Raw genomic sequence first — 18,633 nt, 5'->3', positions numbered from 1 at the left:
GTCCCGCGCTGAGGTGTTTCGTCGTCTGTGAGGTGTTCATGGTGCTGACCCGGGTGGATCACATCGATCTGAAGGTGCCGGACCTGTCCGTCGCCCTGGCGTTCTTCGCGACGTTGGGGTTCGTTGAGGTCAACCGCACGCCGGCCCGCGGGTCGGTCGAGGTGGCCCTGCCCGGGTCGGAGCAGGTGGTCTTCGAGCTCCGGGAGGACGCCACCCTCGACGCGTTCGTGATCGACCATCTGGCCTTCTCCTCCACCGATCAGGCGGCGGACGTGCAGACCCTGGAAGCGGCCGGCCACGCCTTCAGCCGGGCCAATACGTTTATCCCGGTCACCGGCAAGACGATCTCCGACTTCACCGACCCCTACGGGATGCGCTGGCAGCTGACCGACTGACGACCGGGGCCGCTGGGCGACACCGCTCTTCGCCACCGGCCCCGGGCCCTGCCTAGTCTGGGGTGATGCGACGGCGCTGGCTCGGCGGGCTGGTGCTGGTGATCGCCCTGCTGGCGGCCGTGACCGTGCCGGTCGTCGTGCAGGGGCGGCGCGTGGTGGGGCAGGCCCAGGCGCAACGATTCCCGGACGCCCCGGCGGCCGGGACGTGCCTGCTCGACGCGGGCCCGGCGGGACAGACCCGCCCGCAGTCGCTGCCGCTGGACGGGCTGATCTTCGGATCGTGCGACGGGCCGATTCGCGGGCAGGTCGTCGGGGTCCTGGACGCGCCACAGGAGCTCGTCGGCAGCCGCCGGGATCCGTGCTTCCGCGCCGCCGCGACGGCAGCGGGACTGCAGTACGTGGGTCGCCGCCCCACCCTGCCGGAGGCCCCCCGGACCGACAACGTCAGCTGGGCTCCGTTTCTCGGCTTCACCATCACCCGTATCGAGCCCGGTGAACAGGCGCGCCGGGGCGGGCAGCGCTGGATCGCCTGCCTCGCGACCCCGCACGCCGGTGGCGTCTACACCGGCCGGCTCGACGGCGTCTACACCGCGGAGCGTTCCCTGCCGGCCGCGTTCGCGACGTGCTGGGCTGCGCAGACCGGCGGCTCGGCCGGCGCCGTGAGCGGGGTGGACCTGGACAGCACGGCCACCCTGCTGCCCTGCGACGCCCCGCACGGGGCGGAACTGCTGGCCGTCGCCCGCGTCGGCGACCGTTCGTTGACGTCCCGGGAGGAGATGCGCGCCGGCTGCGCCGCGATGGCCGCGGCGATGTTGCGGATGTCCGACCCGACGGCGGGTGGTCAGCTGTCCGTCGTCCTCGACCCGGTGTCGTCGGACGGGGCGAGCCGACCGACCGATCCGTGGACGCTGAACTGCTTCGTGGTCGCCACCGGGGATCGGCAACTCACCGACTCGGTGGTCGGCTGGGGGGAGCGACCACTACCGCTGGCCGGCTGATCGACGGTCAGTTCCGCGGTCGATTCACCGTGATGGACGGTGTTCCGGCCCGGTCCGCTGGTTCCGGGTCGACGGCCCGATCGCCGGAGGTAGCGTCCGCCCGGTGATCGACTTCCAGGGGCAGGGCCCGGCGCAGATCGGTGGGTTGCTCCTGGCCTTCGTACTGGCCTCGGCCATCGGTCTGGAACGGCAACTGCGTGGCAAGAGCGCCGGCCTGCGGACCCAGGCGCTGGTCGGCACCACCGCCGCCGCGATCCTGCTGGTCTCCAAGTACGGGTTCGGCGACGTCCTCAGTTCCGGTCTGGTCGTCCTCGACCCGTCCCGGATCGCGGCGCAGGTGGTGTCCGGTATCGGGTTCCTCGGCGCCGGCCTGATCCTGGCCCGGCGCGGCGTCATCCGCGGCCTGACGACGGCGGCGGCCGTCTGGGAGACCGCGGCGGTCGGCCTCGCCGCCGGCGCCGGGCTCTGGCTGATCGCCGTGGTCGTCACCGCGCTGCACTTCGTGACGGTGTACGGCTACACGCTGCTGGCCCGCCGACTCCCGGGCAGTGCCGTGCAGCCCGTCCGGCTGCGGGTGCTCTACGTCCAGGGGCACGGGGCGCTGCGGACGGTCCTGAACCGCCTCACCTCCGACGGATGGCGGGTGGACGGCCTCATCGGGCTGACGGCGGCGGACCGGTTACCCGACGGCACCACCGGCGTCGACATCGAGGCGGCGGGCGCCGCGCGGCCCGATGACCTGCGCATTGCCCTGCTCGGCCTCGACGACGTCATCGCCGTCAGCATGACCGAGGGCGAGGAACTCGAATAGTCCGGCAGCGGTGGGCCGCGACCGTCAGGCCGGCAGTCCGAGTGCCTGGGCCAGGGCCGCGGTGACGTCGGAGCCCGCGTCGGGCAAGCGGACGACGGCGACGGACCGGTCGACTCCCGTCGCCGGATCGCCGGTTCCGGCGGTGGTGGACGCCGCCGTGCTCGCGGCGGTCGATGCCGCCGCCGACCCGGTCTCGGCGGAGACCCGGAGACCCTCGTCGGACAGGGCGGCCCGCCCGTCGGCCGATCGCAGGTAGGCCAGCAACGCGCCCGCGGCTTCCTTCAGGGTGGGGGTCACCCAGGACGCCGACAACGCCACCGGCAGGATCTCGTCCCCGGCCGTCGGACCGGTGGGATAGACCGCCACCAGCGCCGCCTGAGCGCCGCGGGCGGCATTGTCGGCCGCGAGGTCGGCCTCGGTGACGGGGACGGCGGTGAAGGGCCCCCCGCCGGTGGCCAGCTGGTCCAGGGCGTCGGACGTGGTGGCCACGCTGCTCGCGGTGCCGGCGGCCAGGGCCTGCAGGGCCGGGCCGGCCGCGGTGACCGCAGCGGTGTCCACCGCCGCGGGGGCGGCGCCGGCCGGGGCGATCATCGACTGCAGCGCGTAGGCGGTGGCCCGGTTCACCCGGGGGTCGGGCAGGGCGATGCGGCCGGCCAGGCTCGGGTCGGCCAGCAGGTCCGCCCAGCTGCGGCCGGCCAGCGCGGCGGCGTCGGCCGGGCGGACGGCCAGGACGACGGGGGAGGTGGCGGCCAGAGCGGTGGACCGGCCGGCTGTCAACCCGGACTGGGCGGCTTCGACGGACGCCAGATCGGCGGTGTCATCGACTGCCCAGACCGCCGGGGCGTCGCCGGTCCCGTTCACCCAGCCGCCGAGCAGTGCGGTGGCGACCTGGCCGCCGGCCTCCTCCCCGACGGAGGTGGTCACGCAGGTGGACCGGGCCGACGGGCCGGTCGCGTCGAAACGGCGCGCGGCCTCCTGCAAGGCGGGGGCGGCGCCCGGCGAAGCGACGACCGGGAGGACTACCGAGCCGGTGCAGGCGGGTCGCGCCGTCTGGTCCTCGCCGGTGAAGACGACCCAGGCCGTGGTCAGACCGGCCACCACCACGAGGGCGACGACGGTGACGATGATCCACGGCGCCACCGCCCAGCGGCGGCCGCCGGCCGAATGTCGCTGTCCGGCGGCGCGGCCACCGGGCGGCGTGGCGGGGTCCTTGTCGGCCGGAACGGCGTCCGCGTCCGGGCTGTCGTCGGAGGGGGGCGGCGGGGTGGTCACGGCGGGCCCGCTCCGTTCTGCTGCGTCCGGCCCGGGGGCCTGGTGGGATGGCATGGGTCGAAGCACTGTAACCCGGTCGGAGCAGCGCCGGTGGGGGTGAAGACGGGCCGACCAGCGCCGACGGCGAAGCCCCGAGACGCCGCCGACCGACCGCGAGTTCGCGGCCTGGGCCCGGGGGTCGGACCCTGAACCCCTCCGGGTGTCCCCCGAAAGAACCCCCTTGGGGGTGTTCGAGGTGGAACCCGACAACATCACCTGCAACGATGGGTGACACGGCGAGTCCCGGCGGGGAGCCGTAGGCGGACCGGAACCCGGCCCGACATCACATCTGCCCCACCGGCGGAGAGGACAGCACCGCGATGGCGAACCCGTTCAGCAAGGCCTGGAAGTACCTCATGGCGTTGTTCTCGTCTAAGGTCGACGAGTACGCCGATCCCAAGGTGCAGATCCAGCAGGCCATCGAGGAGGCGCAGCGCCAGCACGCCGCGCTGTCCCAGCAGGCGGCGGCGGTCATCGGCAACCAGCGCCAGCTGGAGATGAAGCTGACCCGCCAGATGGGCGACGTGGAGCGGCTGCAGTCCTCCGCCCGTCAGGCCCTGGTGCTGGCCGACGAGCAGCGGGCCAAGGGCAACACCGTCGAGGCCGAGAAGTACGAGCAGACGGCCCAGGCGTTCGCCACCCAGCTGGTCGCGGCCGAGCAGCAGATGGAAGACCTCAAGGGCATGCACGACCAGGCCCTGGGCGCCGCGCAGCAGGCCAAGAAGGCCGTCGAGAACAACGCGATGCAGCTCCAGACCAAGCTGGCCGAGCGCACGAAGCTGCTCTCCCAGCTGGAGCAGGCCAAGATGCAGGAGCAGGTGTCCGCGTCCCTGCAGTCGATGTCGCAGTTGCAGGCGCCGGGCAGCACTCCGTCGCTGGACGAGGTCCGCGACAAGATCGAGCAGCGGTACGCCAACGCCCTGGGCTCGGCGGAGCTGCACGCCAACTCGGTCGAGGGGCGCATGCTGGAGGTCCAGAAGTCGACGCTGGACATGGCCGGCGCCTCCCGTCTGGAGCAGCTGCGTTCGCAGTTGCACCCGGAACTGGGTTCGCAGCAGGCGCGTTCCATCGACACGGGTACGACCGGTTCCGACGCCGCGTTGAACCCGGGCACCACCTCGTTCACCAAGTCGACCCAGCCGAACCAGCAGGGCTGATCGGTCCGTCCCGCCCGGGCAGCGGGTCGTCCGCTGCCCGGGAAGGACGCCTGCGATGAGTCCGCAGTCCGGACGCCGCCCCGAGTCCCCGGCCGCCGCGGCAGCGGCCGCGGCCCGGGCCGTGGGTCGGTCCGCCGATCTGGTCACCCAGGCCTCCGGTGCCGCGTCGGAGTTCGTCCGTCAGCGCCGGGACCCCGCCGCGGTGGTGGCCCGTCGTCGTCGGCGCGCCCGCCGGGCCGCAGTGGCCTACGGGGCCGGCGGCCTGGCCACCGGCATCCTGGGGGCGATGCGCCTGGCCGGTGAGGTGTCCGCCCCGGTCGTGGTCATGGTCGTCGTTCTCTTCCTGGTCGCGGCCTGGTGCGCCGCCGGAGTGGTGCGGAGCGTGGGCACGGTCCGCCGGCTGGACCGGCAGTTGTCGGCTCTGCCGGCGCCGGCTCCGGCCCGCCCCGCGGTCGACGGGGCCGTCCGGCCGGCCATGCAGCAGCTTGACGGGTACTCGGACGGTCTGCGCCAGTTGGTCGCGCTCATCGGCGTCGCGCCGGTGCCACTCACCGGATCGCCCGCCCGGAACGCTCGACGGGCGGGGGCCGGAGACGCCGACCCCTCGGTCGTCGAACTGCGGCGCGACATCCTAGCGGCCGCCGACGCGACCGAACGTCACCTGCGGCGCCGGGCCGCCGATCTCAGCGGGGTGCTGCGGGCCCGGTCGACCGCCCCCGCCGAGGCCCGACCGGGGCTCGAGGTGACGGCCCGGTCGCTGGCCGACGAGATCCGCGCCGGGGTCGACGGGTACGGCCGGCTGGTCACTGCGGCGGGGGAGACGGTGGCGGCCTCCCGGGCGTTGTCGTCGTCCCTGGCCCCCGGGGTCGTCGGCCCGGGAACGGCCGCGGTCGACGAATCGGCCGACCGCCTGCGCGCCCTGGCCGCCGGGATGCGGGAGATCACCGACGGCCGGTCCGGCTGAGCCCGGCCACTTTCCGAGCGGTCAGCGGTTGCGGCGCCAGGCGATGATCAACACGGTGATGGTGGCGATGAGCCCGGCCGCGATGGCCAACTGACCGAGCGGGCTGGACAGTCCGGTGGGGTCCATGGGTCCAGTGTGCCCACGGCGGTGCCCCGCGGGCACGTACCGTGGGGCCGTGCGTCTGACCGAGTTCCGTGCCCTGATGGATGCCCAGTTCGGGGCGGTGCGAGCGCCGTCCGTCGCTCGTGACCACGTGTTCGGGGCCCTGGGAGGGCACACCGTCGACGAGGCCCTCGAGGCTGGGGACGATCCCAAAGCCGTCTGGTCGGCGGTGTGCGACGCCTTCGACGTGCCCGACAGCTTGCGCTACGGACTGCCGGACTGACCGCAGCCGGGTGGTGCCCCGACCGACCGGTCGGCCGCGGCGGGCGATCGACGAGACACGCTGATCGAAAGCTGGAATTTCGAACACCCGTACGCTTACAGTTGTCCCCATCATCGCGGTCTGTCCACAGCGGCGACGACGAAGAACCCACTGTCGGTGGTCCGGCCTAGCGTTGGCATCACGTCAGAGACAGCGCATCTTCGCCCTGCGGAGCCGCCCCGAGACGCCCAGCAGTCCACCGAAGAACGCAGTACAGACACCGAAAGGCACGGGGTGAGCCATGGCCGCCGCACCGGATCGCGAGAAGGCGCTGTCGATCGCCCTCGCTCAGATCGAGAAGAACTACGGCAAGGGTTCGATCATGCGGCTCGGCGAGGAGGGCCGCGCCCCGATCGAGGTGATCCCGACCGGTTCGATCGCCCTGGACGTCGCCCTGGGTATCGGTGGGCTGCCCCGCGGCCGCATCATCGAGATCTACGGCCCGGAGTCCTCGGGTAAGACGACCGTGGCCCTGCACGCGGTGGCCAACGCCCAGGCCGCCGGCGGCATCGCCGCGTTCATCGACGCCGAGCACGCACTGGACCCGGAGTACGCCAAGGCGCTCGGTGTCGACACCGATTCGTTGCTGGTCTCCCAGCCGGACACCGGTGAGCAGGCGCTGGAGATCGCCGACATGCTGATCCGCTCGGGCGCGGTCGACGTCATCGTCATCGACTCGGTGGCCGCCCTGGTGCCCCGCGCCGAGATCGAGGGCGAGATGGGCGACAGCCACGTCGGTCTGCAGGCCCGCCTGATGTCCCAGGCGCTCCGCAAGATCGCCGGTGCGCTGTCGAACACCGGCACCACCGCGATCTTCATCAACCAGCTGCGCGAGAAGATCGGCGTCATGTTCGGCTCGCCGGAGACCACCACGGGCGGTAAGGCGCTGAAGTTCTACGCCTCCGTGCGTATGGACATCCGCCGCATCGAGGCGCTCAAGGACGGCACCGACGTCATCGGTAACCGGACCCGGGTCAAGGTCGTGAAGAACAAGGTCGCGCCGCCGTTCAAGCAGGCCGAGTTCGACATCGTCTACGGGCAAGGCATCTCCCGCGAGGGTTCGCTCATCGACGTCGGCGTGGAGCAGGGCTTCGTCCGCAAGGCGGGGGCCTGGTACACGTACGAGGGCGAGCAGCTGGGTCAGGGCAAAGAGAACGTCCGCAACTTCCTGCGGGACAACCCGGACATCGCCAACGAGCTCGACAAGCGCATCAAGGAGAAGCTGGGCGTGGGTGCCCGGCTCGACGCCGACGATGTCGCCCCGGCACCGGTCGACTTCTGACGCCGGGCGGTGCGGGTCGGCCCTCCCGCCGACCCGCACCGCAGCACGCCCTGAGGAGACCGTGTGAGCACCCCGGATCGCTCTGACAGTCCGGCCGGCCGGACCGCCGGGTTGTCAGCGGAGCATCGGGCCGCCTTGATCGCCCATCTTGCCGAGCAGCTGGCGGCGGTACCGGCGCGGCCCGCTCCCGATCGATCCGCCCGCTCGATCGGCTCCTGTGCAGACTTGAAGGGTGCTGGTACCCCCGTCTCCGACCGGCGATCAATGCCCCGATCGCCGGGGTCGGCGAGTCCGGTCGGTGCCGGTGACGGTGACGGCCGACGATCGAGTCGCGGCCGGCGAGCCGACGGTGGCCACCCGGAGGACGCGCCCGGGGACCCGGAGACCGTCGCCAAACAGATCTGCCTGCGTCAGCTCACCGCTGCCGCCAAGCCCCGCGCCGCCCTGGCCGACGTGCTGCGTCGTCGAGGTATCCCCGACGACGTCGCCGACTCGGTCCTGGACCGCTTCACCGAAGTGGGCCTGATCGACGACGAGGCGTATGCCGCGGCGTACGTCAGCACCAAACAGCGGGACCGGTCGTTAGGCGCCGGTGCGTTGCGCGTTGAACTCCGCCGGAAGGGCCTCGACGACGAGATCGTCGCCGCGGCGGTCGCCGACATCGACGACGCGGACGAGCGGGTGCGGGCCGCCGATCTGGTGGCCCGGCGGATCGACGCTGCCATGCAGCGCGGCTCGGTCGCCGCCCGCCGGCGCCTCGTCGGTCTGCTGGCTCGGCGCGGGTACCCGTCCGGACTGGCCTACGCCGTCGTGTCGGACGCGGTCGCCGCCTACCTCACGGAGTTTCCCGATTCCAAAGACTCCACTAACGCCGCGAGCGAGGACGCGCAGGAGGCCGACGGCGCAGCGACGGGAGGGTACGAGGACGAGCCGAGCGCGGCGCCGGACGACGCGGACGGCCCCCCGGGCCGTCGTCGCTGGCCGCGCCGCAGTCTGCGATCGTCCTGACCGTCGGGGACGCCGGCCGGCCCGATCAGGCCGAGGGCCGTGACACTCACTCTGGGGCGGGGAGCTCGCGGAGCGAACGAGGCAACCTGCCGAACGGATGCCGCCACCGCCTAGGTGTCCGGCCGGGTCGTCGACGGCGACGGTCGGCTTGACCCTCGGAGGGCGGCTACCTAACCTCGGAGATCTCAGGAGAGTGACGAAACGCGCACCGACAGGCGGCGCATACCGATAGCGGCATGGGTTCCACCGCACCGGCCCGGTTCCGACCGGGTCATGGTGGGCGGCGTGATGGCGGGCACCGGCCCGCGGCGCCGCGTCGTCCTTCGTGGCGTGCCTTCTGCCTTCCTGTGAGCCGGGCTCGGGACGACATCGCCGATGTCGACCGCGGCGGCATCGACGAGGGGAGGGTGGCTGTGTCCGAAGTGCTCCTGGTCGTTCTGGTCGTGCTCGTTCTGGTGGCCGTGGTCGCCGCCGTCATCGCCGTCCGCCGCCGTCCCGATGGCCCCGTCCTCGATGAGGCCACCCTGCGTCGACTCCTGCGAGAGACGACCGTCGACCGGCCCGCCGGCGGTGCGCACCGCCAGTCATCGGCGTCCACCCCGCTCCCGGCCGTCCCGGCCGCGTCGGCCGACCCGGAGGAGCAGAACTCCGTGGGCCGGGCCTACGGCTTGCTCAGCACCGAGGCCACCGCGGCATCCGAGGCCGCCGACGCCGTTCGTCGCGCCGCCACGGAGGCCGCCGAGGAACTCCGGCGCCAGACCCGGCAGGACGCCGAACAGATCCGGGCCGACGCCCGCGCGGACGCCGAACGGACGCTGGCGGCGGCCCGCCAGCGGGCCGCGGAGCTGGCCGCCCAGGCGCAGGAGCAGGTCGAGCTGGGCCGGGTGAAGGCCACCCAGGAAGCGGTCGCCTCCGTGGCTGCCGACCGCCGTGAAGTCCAGGACCTGGAACGCAAGGTCCGCGCGGCCGGCGACGCGCTCACCCAGGAACAGCAGGCCCTCGCCGCCGAGCGCCGCCGCCTCGGGGACGACCACCAGAGCCTCGAGTCGACCCGCACCGACCTCCAGCGTCGGGTCGACGACGTCGAACAGGAGCGCGCGGCGCTCGACGCCCAGGCCGCCGAGCTGGCCCACCGTGCGGAGGAGCTCGCCCGCCGCGCCGCCGAGGTCGACGCCGCCATCGCTGCCCAGCAGCAGGAACTGAGCCGCATCGCCGGACTGACCGCCGAGGACGCCCGCGCCGAACTGCTGAGCAGCCAGGAGGAGGTCGTCCGCCGGGACTCCGCGCTGATGATCCGTCGCGTCGAGGCCGACGCCCAACGGACCGCCAAGCAGCGTGCCCGCGCGATCGTGGCCGACGCCATTCAGCGCGTGGCCTCCGACCAGACCGCGCAGACCGTCGTCGCCGTCCTGCACCTGCCGGCCGACGACGTGAAGGGCCGCATCATCGGCCGTGAGGGCCGCAACATCCGGGCCTTCGAGACCATCACCGGCGTCAACGTCATCATCGACGACACCCCGGAAGCGGTGCTGCTGTCCTGCTTCGACCCGGTGCGCCGCGAGATCGGCCGCATCACCCTGCAGACCCTCATCGACGACGGGCGTATCCACCCGCACCGCATCGAGGAGGCGTACGAGCGGGCTCGCGACGAGGTCGAGGTGCTGTGCCAGCGGGCCGCCGAGGACGCGCTGCTGGCCGTCCGCATCACCGATCTGCACCCGGAGCTGGTCAGCCTGGTCGGCCGGCTCAAGTACCGCACGTCCTACGGTCAGAACGTCCTCGGCCACCTGGTCGAGACCGCGCACATCGCCCGCGGCATGGCCGCCGAACTCGGGATCGATCCCACCGTGGTCAACCGGGGGGCGTTCCTCCACGACATCGGCAAGGCCCTCACCCACGAGGCCCAGGGCTCGCACGCCATCGTCGGGGCCGAACTCGCCCGGCGCTTCGGCGAGAGCGAGGCGGTCGCGCACTGCATCGAGGCGCACCACGACGAAGTGGCGCCCTCGACCGTCGAGGCGGTCCTCACCCAGGCCGCGGACTCGTGCTCCGGTGGTCGACCCGGCGCGCGCCGTGAGTCGCTGGAGTCCTACGTGCAGCGGCTCGAACAGATCGAGGCCATCGCCGCGTCCAAGCGGGGCGTGGACAAGGTCTTCGCCATGCAGGCCGGTCGCGAGTTGCGTGTCATGGTCAAGCCGGACGTCGTCGACGATCTGGCCGCCCATGTCCTGGCCCGCGAGGTGGCCAAGCAGATCGAGGAGGAGCTGACCTATCCCGGTCAGGTGCGGGTGACGGTGATCCGCGAGTCCCGGGCCACCGAGATCGCCCGCTGACCTCTGGTCAGTTCCGGCGGCGGACGGACAACACATTGTTGCGCCGCGGCGGCACTCCGGTCGTGATGACCGGTTTCAGCTCGCCCAGCTCGGCTCCCAGCATGTCGTCGAACTCGGCGCGGTCCAGGAAGCGGGCGTGCTCGTCCCGCGGGATCCACCGGCAGGTCAGCAGGCACCACGGATCGGCCCACGAGCGACCGCGGGCCCAGTCGACCACCACGACCAACCCGCCCGGGGCGACCAGCCGGGCCGCGTCCCGCAGCACCGGTCGCCGTTCGTCGTCGGGAGCATGGTGCAGCACGTCGACCAGCAGCACGAGATCGAAGCGACCCGCCTCGGCGGGCAGCAGCTCGGCGGAGCGGAGCCGACGGAAGGTGACCGCACCGTCGGGGAGATCGCCGAGACGGCGCGCTGTCGCGAACCGGCGACCGGGACTTTCCCCGGGGTCGACGCCGAGGTACTCGAACCCGGGCGGCAGGGCGCGCAGCAGCGCCAGAGCGAGGCTCCCCTTCCCGCACCCGATCTCGAGGATCCGGGGCCCGGGGGTCAGACTGGCGACGGTGGCGGCCAGGGCGTCGAGGTCGATGGACACGCCGCGCAGCCGGCGGGCCGCGGCCAGCCGGGCCCGCGTCGGCAGGGTCCGCCAGCCGATCGGATGGCTCACTTCTTCTTGAACTCGTCGACCCCGGGGACGTCGACCACGGTGACGTCCTGCCGGCCCAGCAGGTCGGTCTGCCCGTCGACCGGCGTGACCGCTACCCGGGTGCGACCGCCCCGGCGGGTCCGGAGTCGCTTCTCCAGATAGCCGGCCAGCGAGGTCAGCAGCAGGTTGATGACGATGTAGACGACCGCGATCAGCACATAGGTCTGCAACAGATTGCCGTAGTTCGACGCCGACGTGTTGGCCGCCCGCCGGAGCTCCACGTACCCGACGAGGATGCCGCCGAGCGCGGTGTCCTTGACGATGACGACGAGCTGGCTGACCACGGCCGGCAGCATCGAGGTGATGGCCTGCGGCAGCAGGATGCCGGTCATGATCTGGCCCTTGCGCAGGCCGATGGCCTCCGCCGCCTCGGTCTGCCCCTTGGGCACGGCGAGGATGCCGGCCCGGAACACCTCGGCCAGCACCGAGCCGTTGTAGAGCACCAGGCCGATGACGACCCCGGCGAACGGGCTGGCCGTGCCGAAGGAGAGGAACCAGAACTCGAAGGCGAAGAGCATGAGGATGATGACCGGGATGGCCCGGAAGAACTCCACGATGACGGCGGCCGGCCAGCGCACCCACGCGTGGTCGGACAGCCGGGCGATGCCCAGCAGGGCGCCGATCGGCAACGCGATGACGACGCTGAGCAGCGCCGCCTCCATGGTCGCCCACAGTCCCGGCAGCAGGTAGGTGGTCCAGTTCTGCGGGTCGACCAGTGGGGTCCACTTCTCGGCGACCAGTTGGTTCTTGCCCGCCAGCGTCGTCAGGACGTACCAGGCCAGCAGCACGAGCAGCAGCCCGAACACCACGCTGACGATGAGGTTGACGCGTCGGGCCCGCGGACCGGGGATGTCGTAGAGCACCGACGCCCGGTCCTTTGCCGGCTTGGCCGCGCGGGCCTTCGGAGCCGCGTCCGGAGCGAGCTGGGTCATCGACGCACCGCCTTCCGCTTGGCCAGCCAGCCGAAGAACAGACCGGTCGGCAGGGTCAGGACGATGAAGCCGGCGGCGACCACGATGAACACCGCGGTGAGCTTGTCGGCCTCGTTCTCGATCAGGGTGTTCATGAGCAGGGCGACCTCGGCCACCCCGATCGCCGAGGCGACGGTGGTGTTCTTGGTCAGGGCGATGAGCACGGACCCCAGCGGGGCGATGACCGCCCGCACGGCCTGTGGCAGCACGACGATGCCGAGTACCTGGGTGAACTTCAGGCCGATGGCCCGGGCCGCCTCGGCCTGGCCCGGCGGAACGGTGTTGATACCGGCGCGGACGGCCTCGCAGACGAACGTCGAGGTGTAGATGATGAACCCGACGACGGCGAGCCGGAAGTTCTGGTTGTCCAGGAACACCTGGGGGTTGACGCCGGCCTCCCGCTGGGCCAGCCGGACCCCGAGCTGGTTGGCGATGACCTGCGCCATCACGATGATGATGAGCGTCAGTGGGATGTTGCGGATGACGTTGACCCATGTCCCGGCGAAGCCGCGGAGCAGCGGGACTGGGCTCACCCGCATGGCGGCGAGCAGCACGCCCAGCACGAACGAGCCGATGGCCGACCAGAAGGTCAGCTGCACGGTCATCCAGAAGGCCCCGAGCAGGTTGTACCGGGGGTCGGACAGGAAGCTGAAGTCCACGCCCGCACGCTCCTTTCACGGAACCCGACCCGGGCCGGCGGTCGGGATCGGGGGAACACCGGACCGCCGCCCCGGCCGGAGCCGGGGCGGCGGGCACTGCCGGTGGGACTGACGGTCAGCCGATCGTGGTGATCACGAATGCGGGTCGACGACCGACGGGTGGGACGGGGATCAGGCGCCCGGGGTCGGGGGCGCCGGCAGGGTGAAGCCGGACGCACCGACGGTGTCCTGCAGGGCCTTCTCCCACGAGCCGTCGGCGATCATCGCGTTCAGCGCGGCGTTGATGGCCTCGGTCCCCGCGGTGTCGCCCTTCTGCAGGCCGATGCCGTAGTTCTCGGTCGAGAAGCCCTGCCCGACGACCTTCAGGCCGGGGGACTGGGCGGCGTAGCCGGCGAGGATCACGTTGTCGGTGGTCACCGCGTCGACCGCGCCGTTGCGCAGCGCCTCCACGCACTCGGTGTAGGTGCCGAACTCCTGCAGGGCCGCGTCGGCCGAGTACTGGTCCTTGACCTTCTGCGCCGGGGTGGACCCGGTCACCGAGCACAGGATCTTGCCGTTGAGCGAGTCCGGGCCGGTGATGTCGGTGTTGCTGTCCTGGACCAGCAGGTCCTGGGCGGCCACGAAGTACGGGCCCGCGAAGTTGACCTTCTCCTTGCGGGTGTCGGTGATCGAGTAGGTGGCGACGATGTAGTCGACCTCGCCCCGCTCGATGAGCCCCTCGCGCTCAGCCGACTTCGATTCCTTGAACTCGATGTTGGCCGGGTCCACGCCGAGCTTCTGCCCGACGTACTTGGCCACCTCGACGTCGAAACCGGAGAACGAGCCGTCCGGGTTCTTCAGGCCCAGGCCCGGCTGGTCGAACTTGATGCCGACGACGAGCTTGCCGGAGGCGGCGTCGCTGAGCACCTTCGAATCGCCGGCGGCCGCGCTGCCGCCCGTATCGCCGGCCGACGACGTTGCGCCGTCGCTTCCGCTGGCCGCGGCCGAGGTGCTGGACTGCGCGGCGGTGGTGGCCGAGGTGGTGCCCGGCGCGGCGGTGCTGCCGCCCCCGCCGCAGGCGGTCAGGGCCAGGGCGGCGGCTGCGGCGCCGGCAATGGCGGTGGTGATCATCCGTAATCTCATCGATCGTCCCTCTCTGGTGACGTACACGGGTTCATCCCGCACGGGTGTGGTGTCGCTCGGGTCAGGGGTGGGCGCCGGCCGCACCGGCCCGGCGCTGCCGGGTTCGCGGTGGGCACCGAGGGCTCCACGGGCACTCAGTGGGTGAGGATCTTGCCGAGGAAGTCGCGGGCCCGGGCGCTTTGCGCCTGGGTGAAGAACTGCTCCGGCGGGGCGTCCTCGACGATCTCGCCGTCGGCCATGAACAGGACCCGGTCGCCGGCCTTGCGGGCGAACCCCATCTCGTGGGTGACGACGAGCATGGTCATGCCCTCGCGGGCCAGGGACGTCATGACGTCCAGCACCTCGTTGACCATCTCGGGGTCCAGGGCGCTGGTCGGTTCGTCGAACAGCATGACCTTGGGTTTCATGGCCAGGGCCCGGGCGATCGCCACCCGCTGTTGCTGACCGCCCGACAGCTGGGCCGGCAGCTTGTCCTTCTGGGCGGCGATGCCGACCCGGTCCAGCAGGGACAGGGCCAGTTCCTCGGCGGCCTTCTTGTTCATCTTGCGGACCTTGATCGGCCCGAGGGTGACGTTCTCGAGGATCGTCTTGTGGGCGAACAGGTTGAACGACTGGAAGACCATCCCGACGTCGGCCCGCAGCATCGCGAGTCCCTTGCCCTCCAGGGGCAGGGGCGTTCCGTCGATGGCGATGTCGCCGGAGTCGATGGACTCCAGGCGGTTGATGGTGCGGCAGAGCGTCGACTTCCCCGACCCGGACGGCCCGATCACGATGACGACCTGGCCGGCCGGTACTTCCAGATTGATGTCCTTGAGGACGTGCAGCGCTCCGAAATGCTTGTCCACGGATCGCATGCTGATCATCGAGGGGGATGCGGTCGCTCCGCTCACCAAGCCTCCATTCCATGCGGATCGCGGGGATCCGCCGACGGTCGGGTTCGGGGGCGGGGCGACGATCGCGGAGGGCGACCAGGCCCACCCCGTTCGACCGACACTGTCACACGATGAGCGCGACCGCCCTTTGGTCACGGCCGTCGTCACCGAACCTTTACGTCACCGAGACAACAACGATCGGGGCCGGCGGCCCGGACGGCCGCAAGGATGTGCCGTCCCGCTGGTCCGGACGGCAAGATCCACCGTCGGTCTCGTGCGCCCGGCGGGCGCCCGACCCGGACCGGGGCGCGGCCGGACAGACGTACGCTGTCCTGCGTGAAGAATGCGGTTCTGGGTCCTGAAGCGGACGTGCAGGTCGGGTCCGACGGTCCGGACACCAGCGGGGCGGGCCGCAGTTACGCGATCCGCACACACGGCTGCCAGATGAACGTCCACGACTCGGAACGGCTGGCCGGCCTCCTCGAGGACGCCGGCTACGTGGCGGCCCCCGATCCGACCGCGGCGGACGTCGTCGTCTTCAACACCTGCGCCGTCCGCGAGAACGCCGACAACAAGCTGTACGGCAACCTCGGGCACCTCGCTCCGGCCAAGACCGAGCGACCGGACATGCAGATCGCCGTCGGTGGCTGCCTTGCCCAGAAGGACCGGGGCGAGATCCTGCGCCGGGCCCCGTGGGTGGACGTGGTCTTCGGCACCCACAACGTCGGATCCCTGCCGACGCTGCTGGCCCGGGCCCGCCACAACCAGTCCGCGGAGATCGAGATCCTCGACGCGCTCGAGGTCTTCCCGTCGTCGCTACCGGCCAAGCGGGACTCGGCGTACTCCGGCTGGGTGTCCATCTCGGTCGGGTGCAACAACACCTGCACGTTCTGCATCGTGCCGTCCCTGCGGGGCAAGGAAGCCGATCGGCGACCGGGCGACGTGCTGTCCGAGGTGCAGATGCTGGTCGACGACGGCGTGCTCGAGGTGACCCTGCTCGGGCAGAACGTCAACTCCTACGGCGTGCAGTTCGGCGACCGGCTGGCCTTCGGCAAGCTGCTGCGGGCCTGCGGCGACATCGAGGGTCTGGAGCGGGTGCGGTTCACCTCGCCGCACCCGAAGGACTTCACGCCCGACGTCATCGCCGCGATGGCGCAGACGCCGAACGTCTGCCACCAGCTGCACATGCCTCTGCAGTCCGGGTCCGACCGCGTCCTCAAGGCGATGCGGCGGTCCTACCGCAGCCGCCGCTACCTGGAGATCCTGGACGAGGTACGCATGGCCATGCCGGACGCGGCCATCACCACGGACATCATCGTGGGCTTCCCCGGCGAGACCGAAGAGGACTTCCAGGCCACCCTGGATGTCGCCGCGGCCGCCGACTTCATGGGGGCGTTCACGTTCCAGTACTCCCCGCGGCCGGGAACGCCGGCCGCAACGCTGCCCGACCAGGTCCCGGCCGCCGTGGTCAAGGAGCGCTTCGCCCGCCTGACCGCCGTGGTCGACGCCAGCGCGCTGCGCGGCAACCAGGCCCAGGTGGGTCGCACCGTCGAGGTGCTGGTCGCGGCCGGCGAGGGCCGCAAGGACGCCGCGTCCGGCCGGATGAGCGGCCGGGCCCGGGACGGCCGCCTGGTGCACTTCCAGCCGACCGGCCCGGCGGTGGACCGGGCCGTGCGGCCGGGAGACGTCGTCACCACCACGGTCACCTACGGTGCGCCGCACCACCTGATGGCCGACAGTCCGCTGCTGTCCCATCGGCGGACGCGCGCCGGTGACCGCTCGGAGGCGGGCCTGTCGGTCCGCACTCCGGGAGTGGGCCTGGGCCTGCCGTCCGTCGGGCGCCCCGCCCGGCCGGCCGAACCGGTCGGCGGCTGCAGCGTCGGCTGACCGCCGCAGTCCACCCCGGTGACACCCCGGCCGACCCCTGCGTGGGGCCGACCGAGGGTCACCCGGTGGATCAGCGGTCGACGGCCCGACCGACCCCGCCGTGGGGCCGGCCGGGTGTCACCCGGTGATCAGCGGTCGACGGCCCGCTCAGCGGCGCGCAGCCATTCCTCCCACTGCTCGGCCTGGCGCTCGGCATCCTTGGCCTTGCGCTCGTCGCCGGCCGCCCGGGCCTTCGCGGCCTGGGCACGGAAACCCTCGGCCCGGGACCGGAACTGGGCCACCCGGGCCTCGGTCTCCGGGTCGGTGCGTCGCCAGTGCCGCTCCTCGGCCTGCCGGACCTTGTCCTCCACGGCGCGCAACCGGCCGTCGAGCTCGCGGATGCGCTCGCGCGGCACCTTGCCGGCGGCCTCCCAGCGTTCCTGGATGGACCGCAGCGCCGCCTTGGCCTGGTCCAGACCCTTGGCCGGGTCGATGGTCTCGGCCTCGACGAGCAGCTTCTCCTTGGCTTCGGCGTTCGCTCCGAACTCGGCGTCCCGCGCCGAGAACGTCTCGTTCCGACGGGAGAAGAACTGTTCCTGGGCGGCGCGGAAGCGCGCCCACAGGGCGTCCTCGACGTCCCGCGGCGCCCGGCCAACCGCCTTCCACTCGTTCATCAGCGTCCGGTACGCGGCGGCCGTCTGGCCCCAGTCGGTGCCGCCGGACAGCGCCTCCGCCCGGGCGATGAGCGCCTCCTTGGCGTCCTTGGCGGCCACCCGCTGCTTGTCGAGTTCGGCGAAGTGCGAGCCACGCCGCCGGGTGAAGGTGTCCCGGGCCTTGGCGAACCGCTTCCACAGCGCGTCGTCCGTCTTCCGGTCGATCCCGCGGATGGCGCGCCACTCGTCGACGATCGACTTCAACCGGTCGCCGGCGGTCTTCCACTGGGTGGAGTCGGCCAGCGCCTCGGCCTCCTCGCAGAGCGCCTCCTTGGCCTTGATGGCGTTCGCCCGCGCCTGCGTCCGGGCGATCGACGCCCCGGAGATGGCCAGGTCGGCGGCGCCGATGACGTTCTCCAGGCGCGCGGCGGCCCCGTCGAGATCGCCGATGGCCGGCAGGGTGTCGACCGACTCGCGCAGCGCGACCGCCTGCTGCTTGGTCGCCTTGGGATCTCCGCTGCCGGAGGCTAGACGTGCTTCCAGCAGCGCGATCTCGGTGGAGAAGTCGTCGTAGCGACGCCCGAAGTGGGCCAGCCCGGCCTCGGCGTCACCGGCCTGCCAGTTGCCGATCGCCCGCTCGCCGGCGGCGGTGATGACGTAGACCACGCCGGCCTCGTCGATCCGGCCCCACAGGTGCGGGTCCACCGGTTCGACGATCGGTTCGATGACGGTGCCCGGCCCGGGACCGATCGGAGCCGCGCCGGCTCCGGGCCCGCCGGGACGGCCGGGGCGACCACCCGGGCGACCGGGACCGCGCCCGCGGGGGCCGGCCGGTCGGCCGGGACCACCGCGGTGACCGCGTCCACCCGGACCCCCGGGACCCCGGCCGGCATCGGTCGTTCCGGACTCGGTCGAGGTCGGCTCGGTGGGGGCGGCAGTGGGTTCGACGGGCTCCTCGCCGGTGGCCGGAGCGTCCGTCGGAGCAGAAGGCTCGGTCGGCGACGGAGCGGCAGCGGGCATCGGCACCGGCTCGGCCGGCGGGACGATCGTCGGCGGGGCGATGGGGTCGGTGGTGGCCGGGACCACGGGCATCTCGACCGCGGT

The 18,633-nt window shown here is 72.2% G+C and carries 17 protein-coding genes; 10 read left to right on the top strand and 7 right to left on the bottom strand.

From position 1 onward, the window contains the following. Positions 1–38 precede the first annotated feature (38 nt). The 3 genes from FDO65_RS21395 (at position 39) to FDO65_RS21385 (ending at position 2,204) form a co-directional block, all read left to right on the top strand. Positions 39–395 carry a VOC family protein gene (locus FDO65_RS21395; RefSeq protein WP_137451793.1) on the top strand — a complete coding sequence of 119 codons (357 nt, stop codon included), beginning with the start codon at positions 39–41 and terminating at the stop codon, positions 393–395. Positions 396–460: 65 nt separating this feature from the next. Then, complete coding sequence (locus FDO65_RS21390; protein ID WP_137451792.1) at positions 461–1,393, top strand: hypothetical protein; 933 nt, start codon at positions 461–463, stop codon at positions 1,391–1,393. A gap of 103 nt (positions 1,394–1,496) precedes the next feature. After that, positions 1,497–2,204 carry an MgtC/SapB family protein gene (locus tag FDO65_RS21385; protein ID WP_137451791.1) on the top strand — a complete coding sequence of 236 codons (708 nt, stop codon included), beginning with the start codon at positions 1,497–1,499 and terminating at the stop codon, positions 2,202–2,204. Between the two features lie 24 nt (positions 2,205–2,228). Here FDO65_RS21385 and FDO65_RS21380 read toward each other — a convergent pair whose 3' ends face one another. After that, a complete protein-coding gene (locus tag FDO65_RS21380) occupies positions 2,229–3,476 on the bottom strand; it encodes a type 2 periplasmic-binding domain-containing protein (protein ID WP_166442335.1) in 1,248 nt (415 codons plus the stop codon). A gap of 359 nt (positions 3,477–3,835) precedes the next feature. Here FDO65_RS21380 and FDO65_RS21375 point away from each other — a divergent pair, with 359 nt between their 5' ends. The 6 genes from FDO65_RS21375 to rny all read left to right on the top strand — a co-directional run bounded on the left by FDO65_RS21375 (position 3,836) and on the right by rny (position 10,683). Beyond that, positions 3,836–4,672, top strand: a complete 837-nt coding sequence (locus FDO65_RS21375; protein WP_137451789.1) for a PspA/IM30 family protein — start codon at positions 3,836–3,838, stop codon at positions 4,670–4,672. A gap of 55 nt (positions 4,673–4,727) precedes the next feature. Continuing rightward, positions 4,728–5,636 (top strand): phage shock envelope stress response protein PspM, encoded by a 909-nt coding sequence (gene pspM / locus FDO65_RS21370; RefSeq protein ID WP_137451788.1) that lies wholly within the window; start codon positions 4,728–4,730, stop codon positions 5,634–5,636. A 175-nt stretch (positions 5,637–5,811) separates the two neighbouring features. After that, positions 5,812–6,021 carry a DUF3046 domain-containing protein gene (locus FDO65_RS21365; protein WP_137451787.1) on the top strand — a complete coding sequence of 70 codons (210 nt, stop codon included), beginning with the start codon at positions 5,812–5,814 and terminating at the stop codon, positions 6,019–6,021. A 280-nt stretch (positions 6,022–6,301) separates the two neighbouring features. Then, positions 6,302–7,342, top strand: coding sequence for a recombinase RecA (recA, locus tag FDO65_RS21360; protein WP_137451786.1), 1,041 nt, complete (start codon positions 6,302–6,304; stop codon positions 7,340–7,342). A gap of 264 nt (positions 7,343–7,606) precedes the next feature. Further along, a complete protein-coding gene (locus tag FDO65_RS21355) occupies positions 7,607–8,350 on the top strand; it encodes a regulatory protein RecX (protein WP_137451785.1) in 744 nt (247 codons plus the stop codon). 536 nt (positions 8,351–8,886) lie between these two features. Next, positions 8,887–10,683, top strand: a complete 1,797-nt coding sequence (gene rny / locus FDO65_RS21350) for a ribonuclease Y (protein WP_420847562.1) — start codon at positions 8,887–8,889, stop codon at positions 10,681–10,683. 7 nt (positions 10,684–10,690) lie between these two features. Here the strand turns inward: rny and FDO65_RS21345 are convergent, their stop codons facing one another. From FDO65_RS21345 to FDO65_RS21325, 5 genes are all read right to left on the bottom strand, one after another. After that, positions 10,691–11,347, bottom strand: coding sequence for a class I SAM-dependent methyltransferase (locus FDO65_RS21345; protein WP_137451783.1), 657 nt, complete (start codon positions 11,345–11,347; stop codon positions 10,691–10,693). Next, positions 11,344–12,318: an amino acid ABC transporter permease gene (locus tag FDO65_RS21340; RefSeq protein WP_137451782.1), complete on the bottom strand. Its 975-nt coding sequence runs from the start codon at positions 12,316–12,318 to the stop codon at positions 11,344–11,346. Before FDO65_RS21340 ends, FDO65_RS21345 begins: the two co-directional genes overlap by 4 nt. After that, positions 12,315–12,962, bottom strand: a complete 648-nt coding sequence (locus tag FDO65_RS21335) for an amino acid ABC transporter permease (RefSeq protein WP_420847561.1) — start codon at positions 12,960–12,962, stop codon at positions 12,315–12,317. The genes FDO65_RS21340 and FDO65_RS21335 overlap by 4 nt, the downstream gene beginning before the upstream one ends. A gap of 225 nt (positions 12,963–13,187) precedes the next feature. Continuing rightward, entirely contained in the window at positions 13,188–14,138 is a 951-nt protein-coding gene (locus FDO65_RS21330) for a glutamate ABC transporter substrate-binding protein (RefSeq protein ID WP_137451780.1), read from the bottom strand. 134 nt (positions 14,139–14,272) lie between these two features. Further along, positions 14,273–15,001, bottom strand: coding sequence for an amino acid ABC transporter ATP-binding protein (locus FDO65_RS21325; RefSeq protein ID WP_137451840.1), 729 nt, complete (start codon positions 14,999–15,001; stop codon positions 14,273–14,275). Between the two features lie 378 nt (positions 15,002–15,379). On the opposite strand from FDO65_RS21325, the gene miaB reads away from it, so the two are divergent. Then, positions 15,380–16,897, top strand: coding sequence for a tRNA (N6-isopentenyl adenosine(37)-C2)-methylthiotransferase MiaB (miaB, locus tag FDO65_RS21320; protein WP_420847560.1), 1,518 nt, complete (start codon positions 15,380–15,382; stop codon positions 16,895–16,897). Positions 16,898–17,025: 128 nt separating this feature from the next. On the opposite strand, the gene FDO65_RS21315 is transcribed toward miaB, so the two are convergent. Beyond that, on the bottom strand, positions 17,026–18,549 hold the full coding sequence (locus tag FDO65_RS21315; RefSeq protein WP_137451839.1) for a DUF349 domain-containing protein: 1,524 nt from the start codon (positions 18,547–18,549) through the stop codon (positions 17,026–17,028). Positions 18,550–18,633: the final 84 nt, after the last annotated feature.

The organism is Nakamurella flava (genome assembly GCF_005298075.1).
GTDB classification, from domain to species: Bacteria; Actinomycetota; Actinomycetes; order Mycobacteriales; family Nakamurellaceae; genus Nakamurella; species Nakamurella flava.
The sequence above is the reverse complement of the archived record's forward strand: the minus strand, read 5'-3'. Positions and strand labels throughout refer to the sequence as shown.

What these genes read in the sequence shown, in the direction of transcription:
- pspM (WP_137451788.1), top strand. Translation starts at nt 4,728, where the DNA reads ATGAGTCCGCAGTCCGGACGCCGCCCCGAGTCCCCGGCCGCCGCGGCA.
- FDO65_RS21335 (WP_420847561.1), bottom strand. Translation starts at nt 12,962, where the DNA reads ATGACCGTGCAGCTGACCTTCTGGTCGGCCATCGGCTCGTTCGTGCTG.
- FDO65_RS21355 (WP_137451785.1), top strand. Translation starts at nt 7,607, where the DNA reads ATGCCCCGATCGCCGGGGTCGGCGAGTCCGGTCGGTGCCGGTGACGGT.
- recA (WP_137451786.1), top strand. Translation starts at nt 6,302, where the DNA reads ATGGCCGCCGCACCGGATCGCGAGAAGGCGCTGTCGATCGCCCTCGCT.
- FDO65_RS21325 (WP_137451840.1), bottom strand. Translation starts at nt 15,001, where the DNA reads ATGATCAGCATGCGATCCGTGGACAAGCATTTCGGAGCGCTGCACGTC.
- FDO65_RS21330 (WP_137451780.1), bottom strand. Translation starts at nt 14,138, where the DNA reads ATGAGATTACGGATGATCACCACCGCCATTGCCGGCGCCGCAGCCGCC.
- FDO65_RS21390 (WP_137451792.1), top strand. Translation starts at nt 461, where the DNA reads ATGCGACGGCGCTGGCTCGGCGGGCTGGTGCTGGTGATCGCCCTGCTG.
- FDO65_RS21340 (WP_137451782.1), bottom strand. Translation starts at nt 12,318, where the DNA reads ATGACCCAGCTCGCTCCGGACGCGGCTCCGAAGGCCCGCGCGGCCAAG.
- FDO65_RS21315 (WP_137451839.1), bottom strand. Translation starts at nt 18,549, where the DNA reads ATGCCCGCTGCCGCTCCGTCGCCGACCGAGCCTTCTGCTCCGACGGAC.
- FDO65_RS21375 (WP_137451789.1), top strand. Translation starts at nt 3,836, where the DNA reads ATGGCGAACCCGTTCAGCAAGGCCTGGAAGTACCTCATGGCGTTGTTC.
- FDO65_RS21395 (WP_137451793.1), top strand. Translation starts at nt 39, where the DNA reads ATGGTGCTGACCCGGGTGGATCACATCGATCTGAAGGTGCCGGACCTG.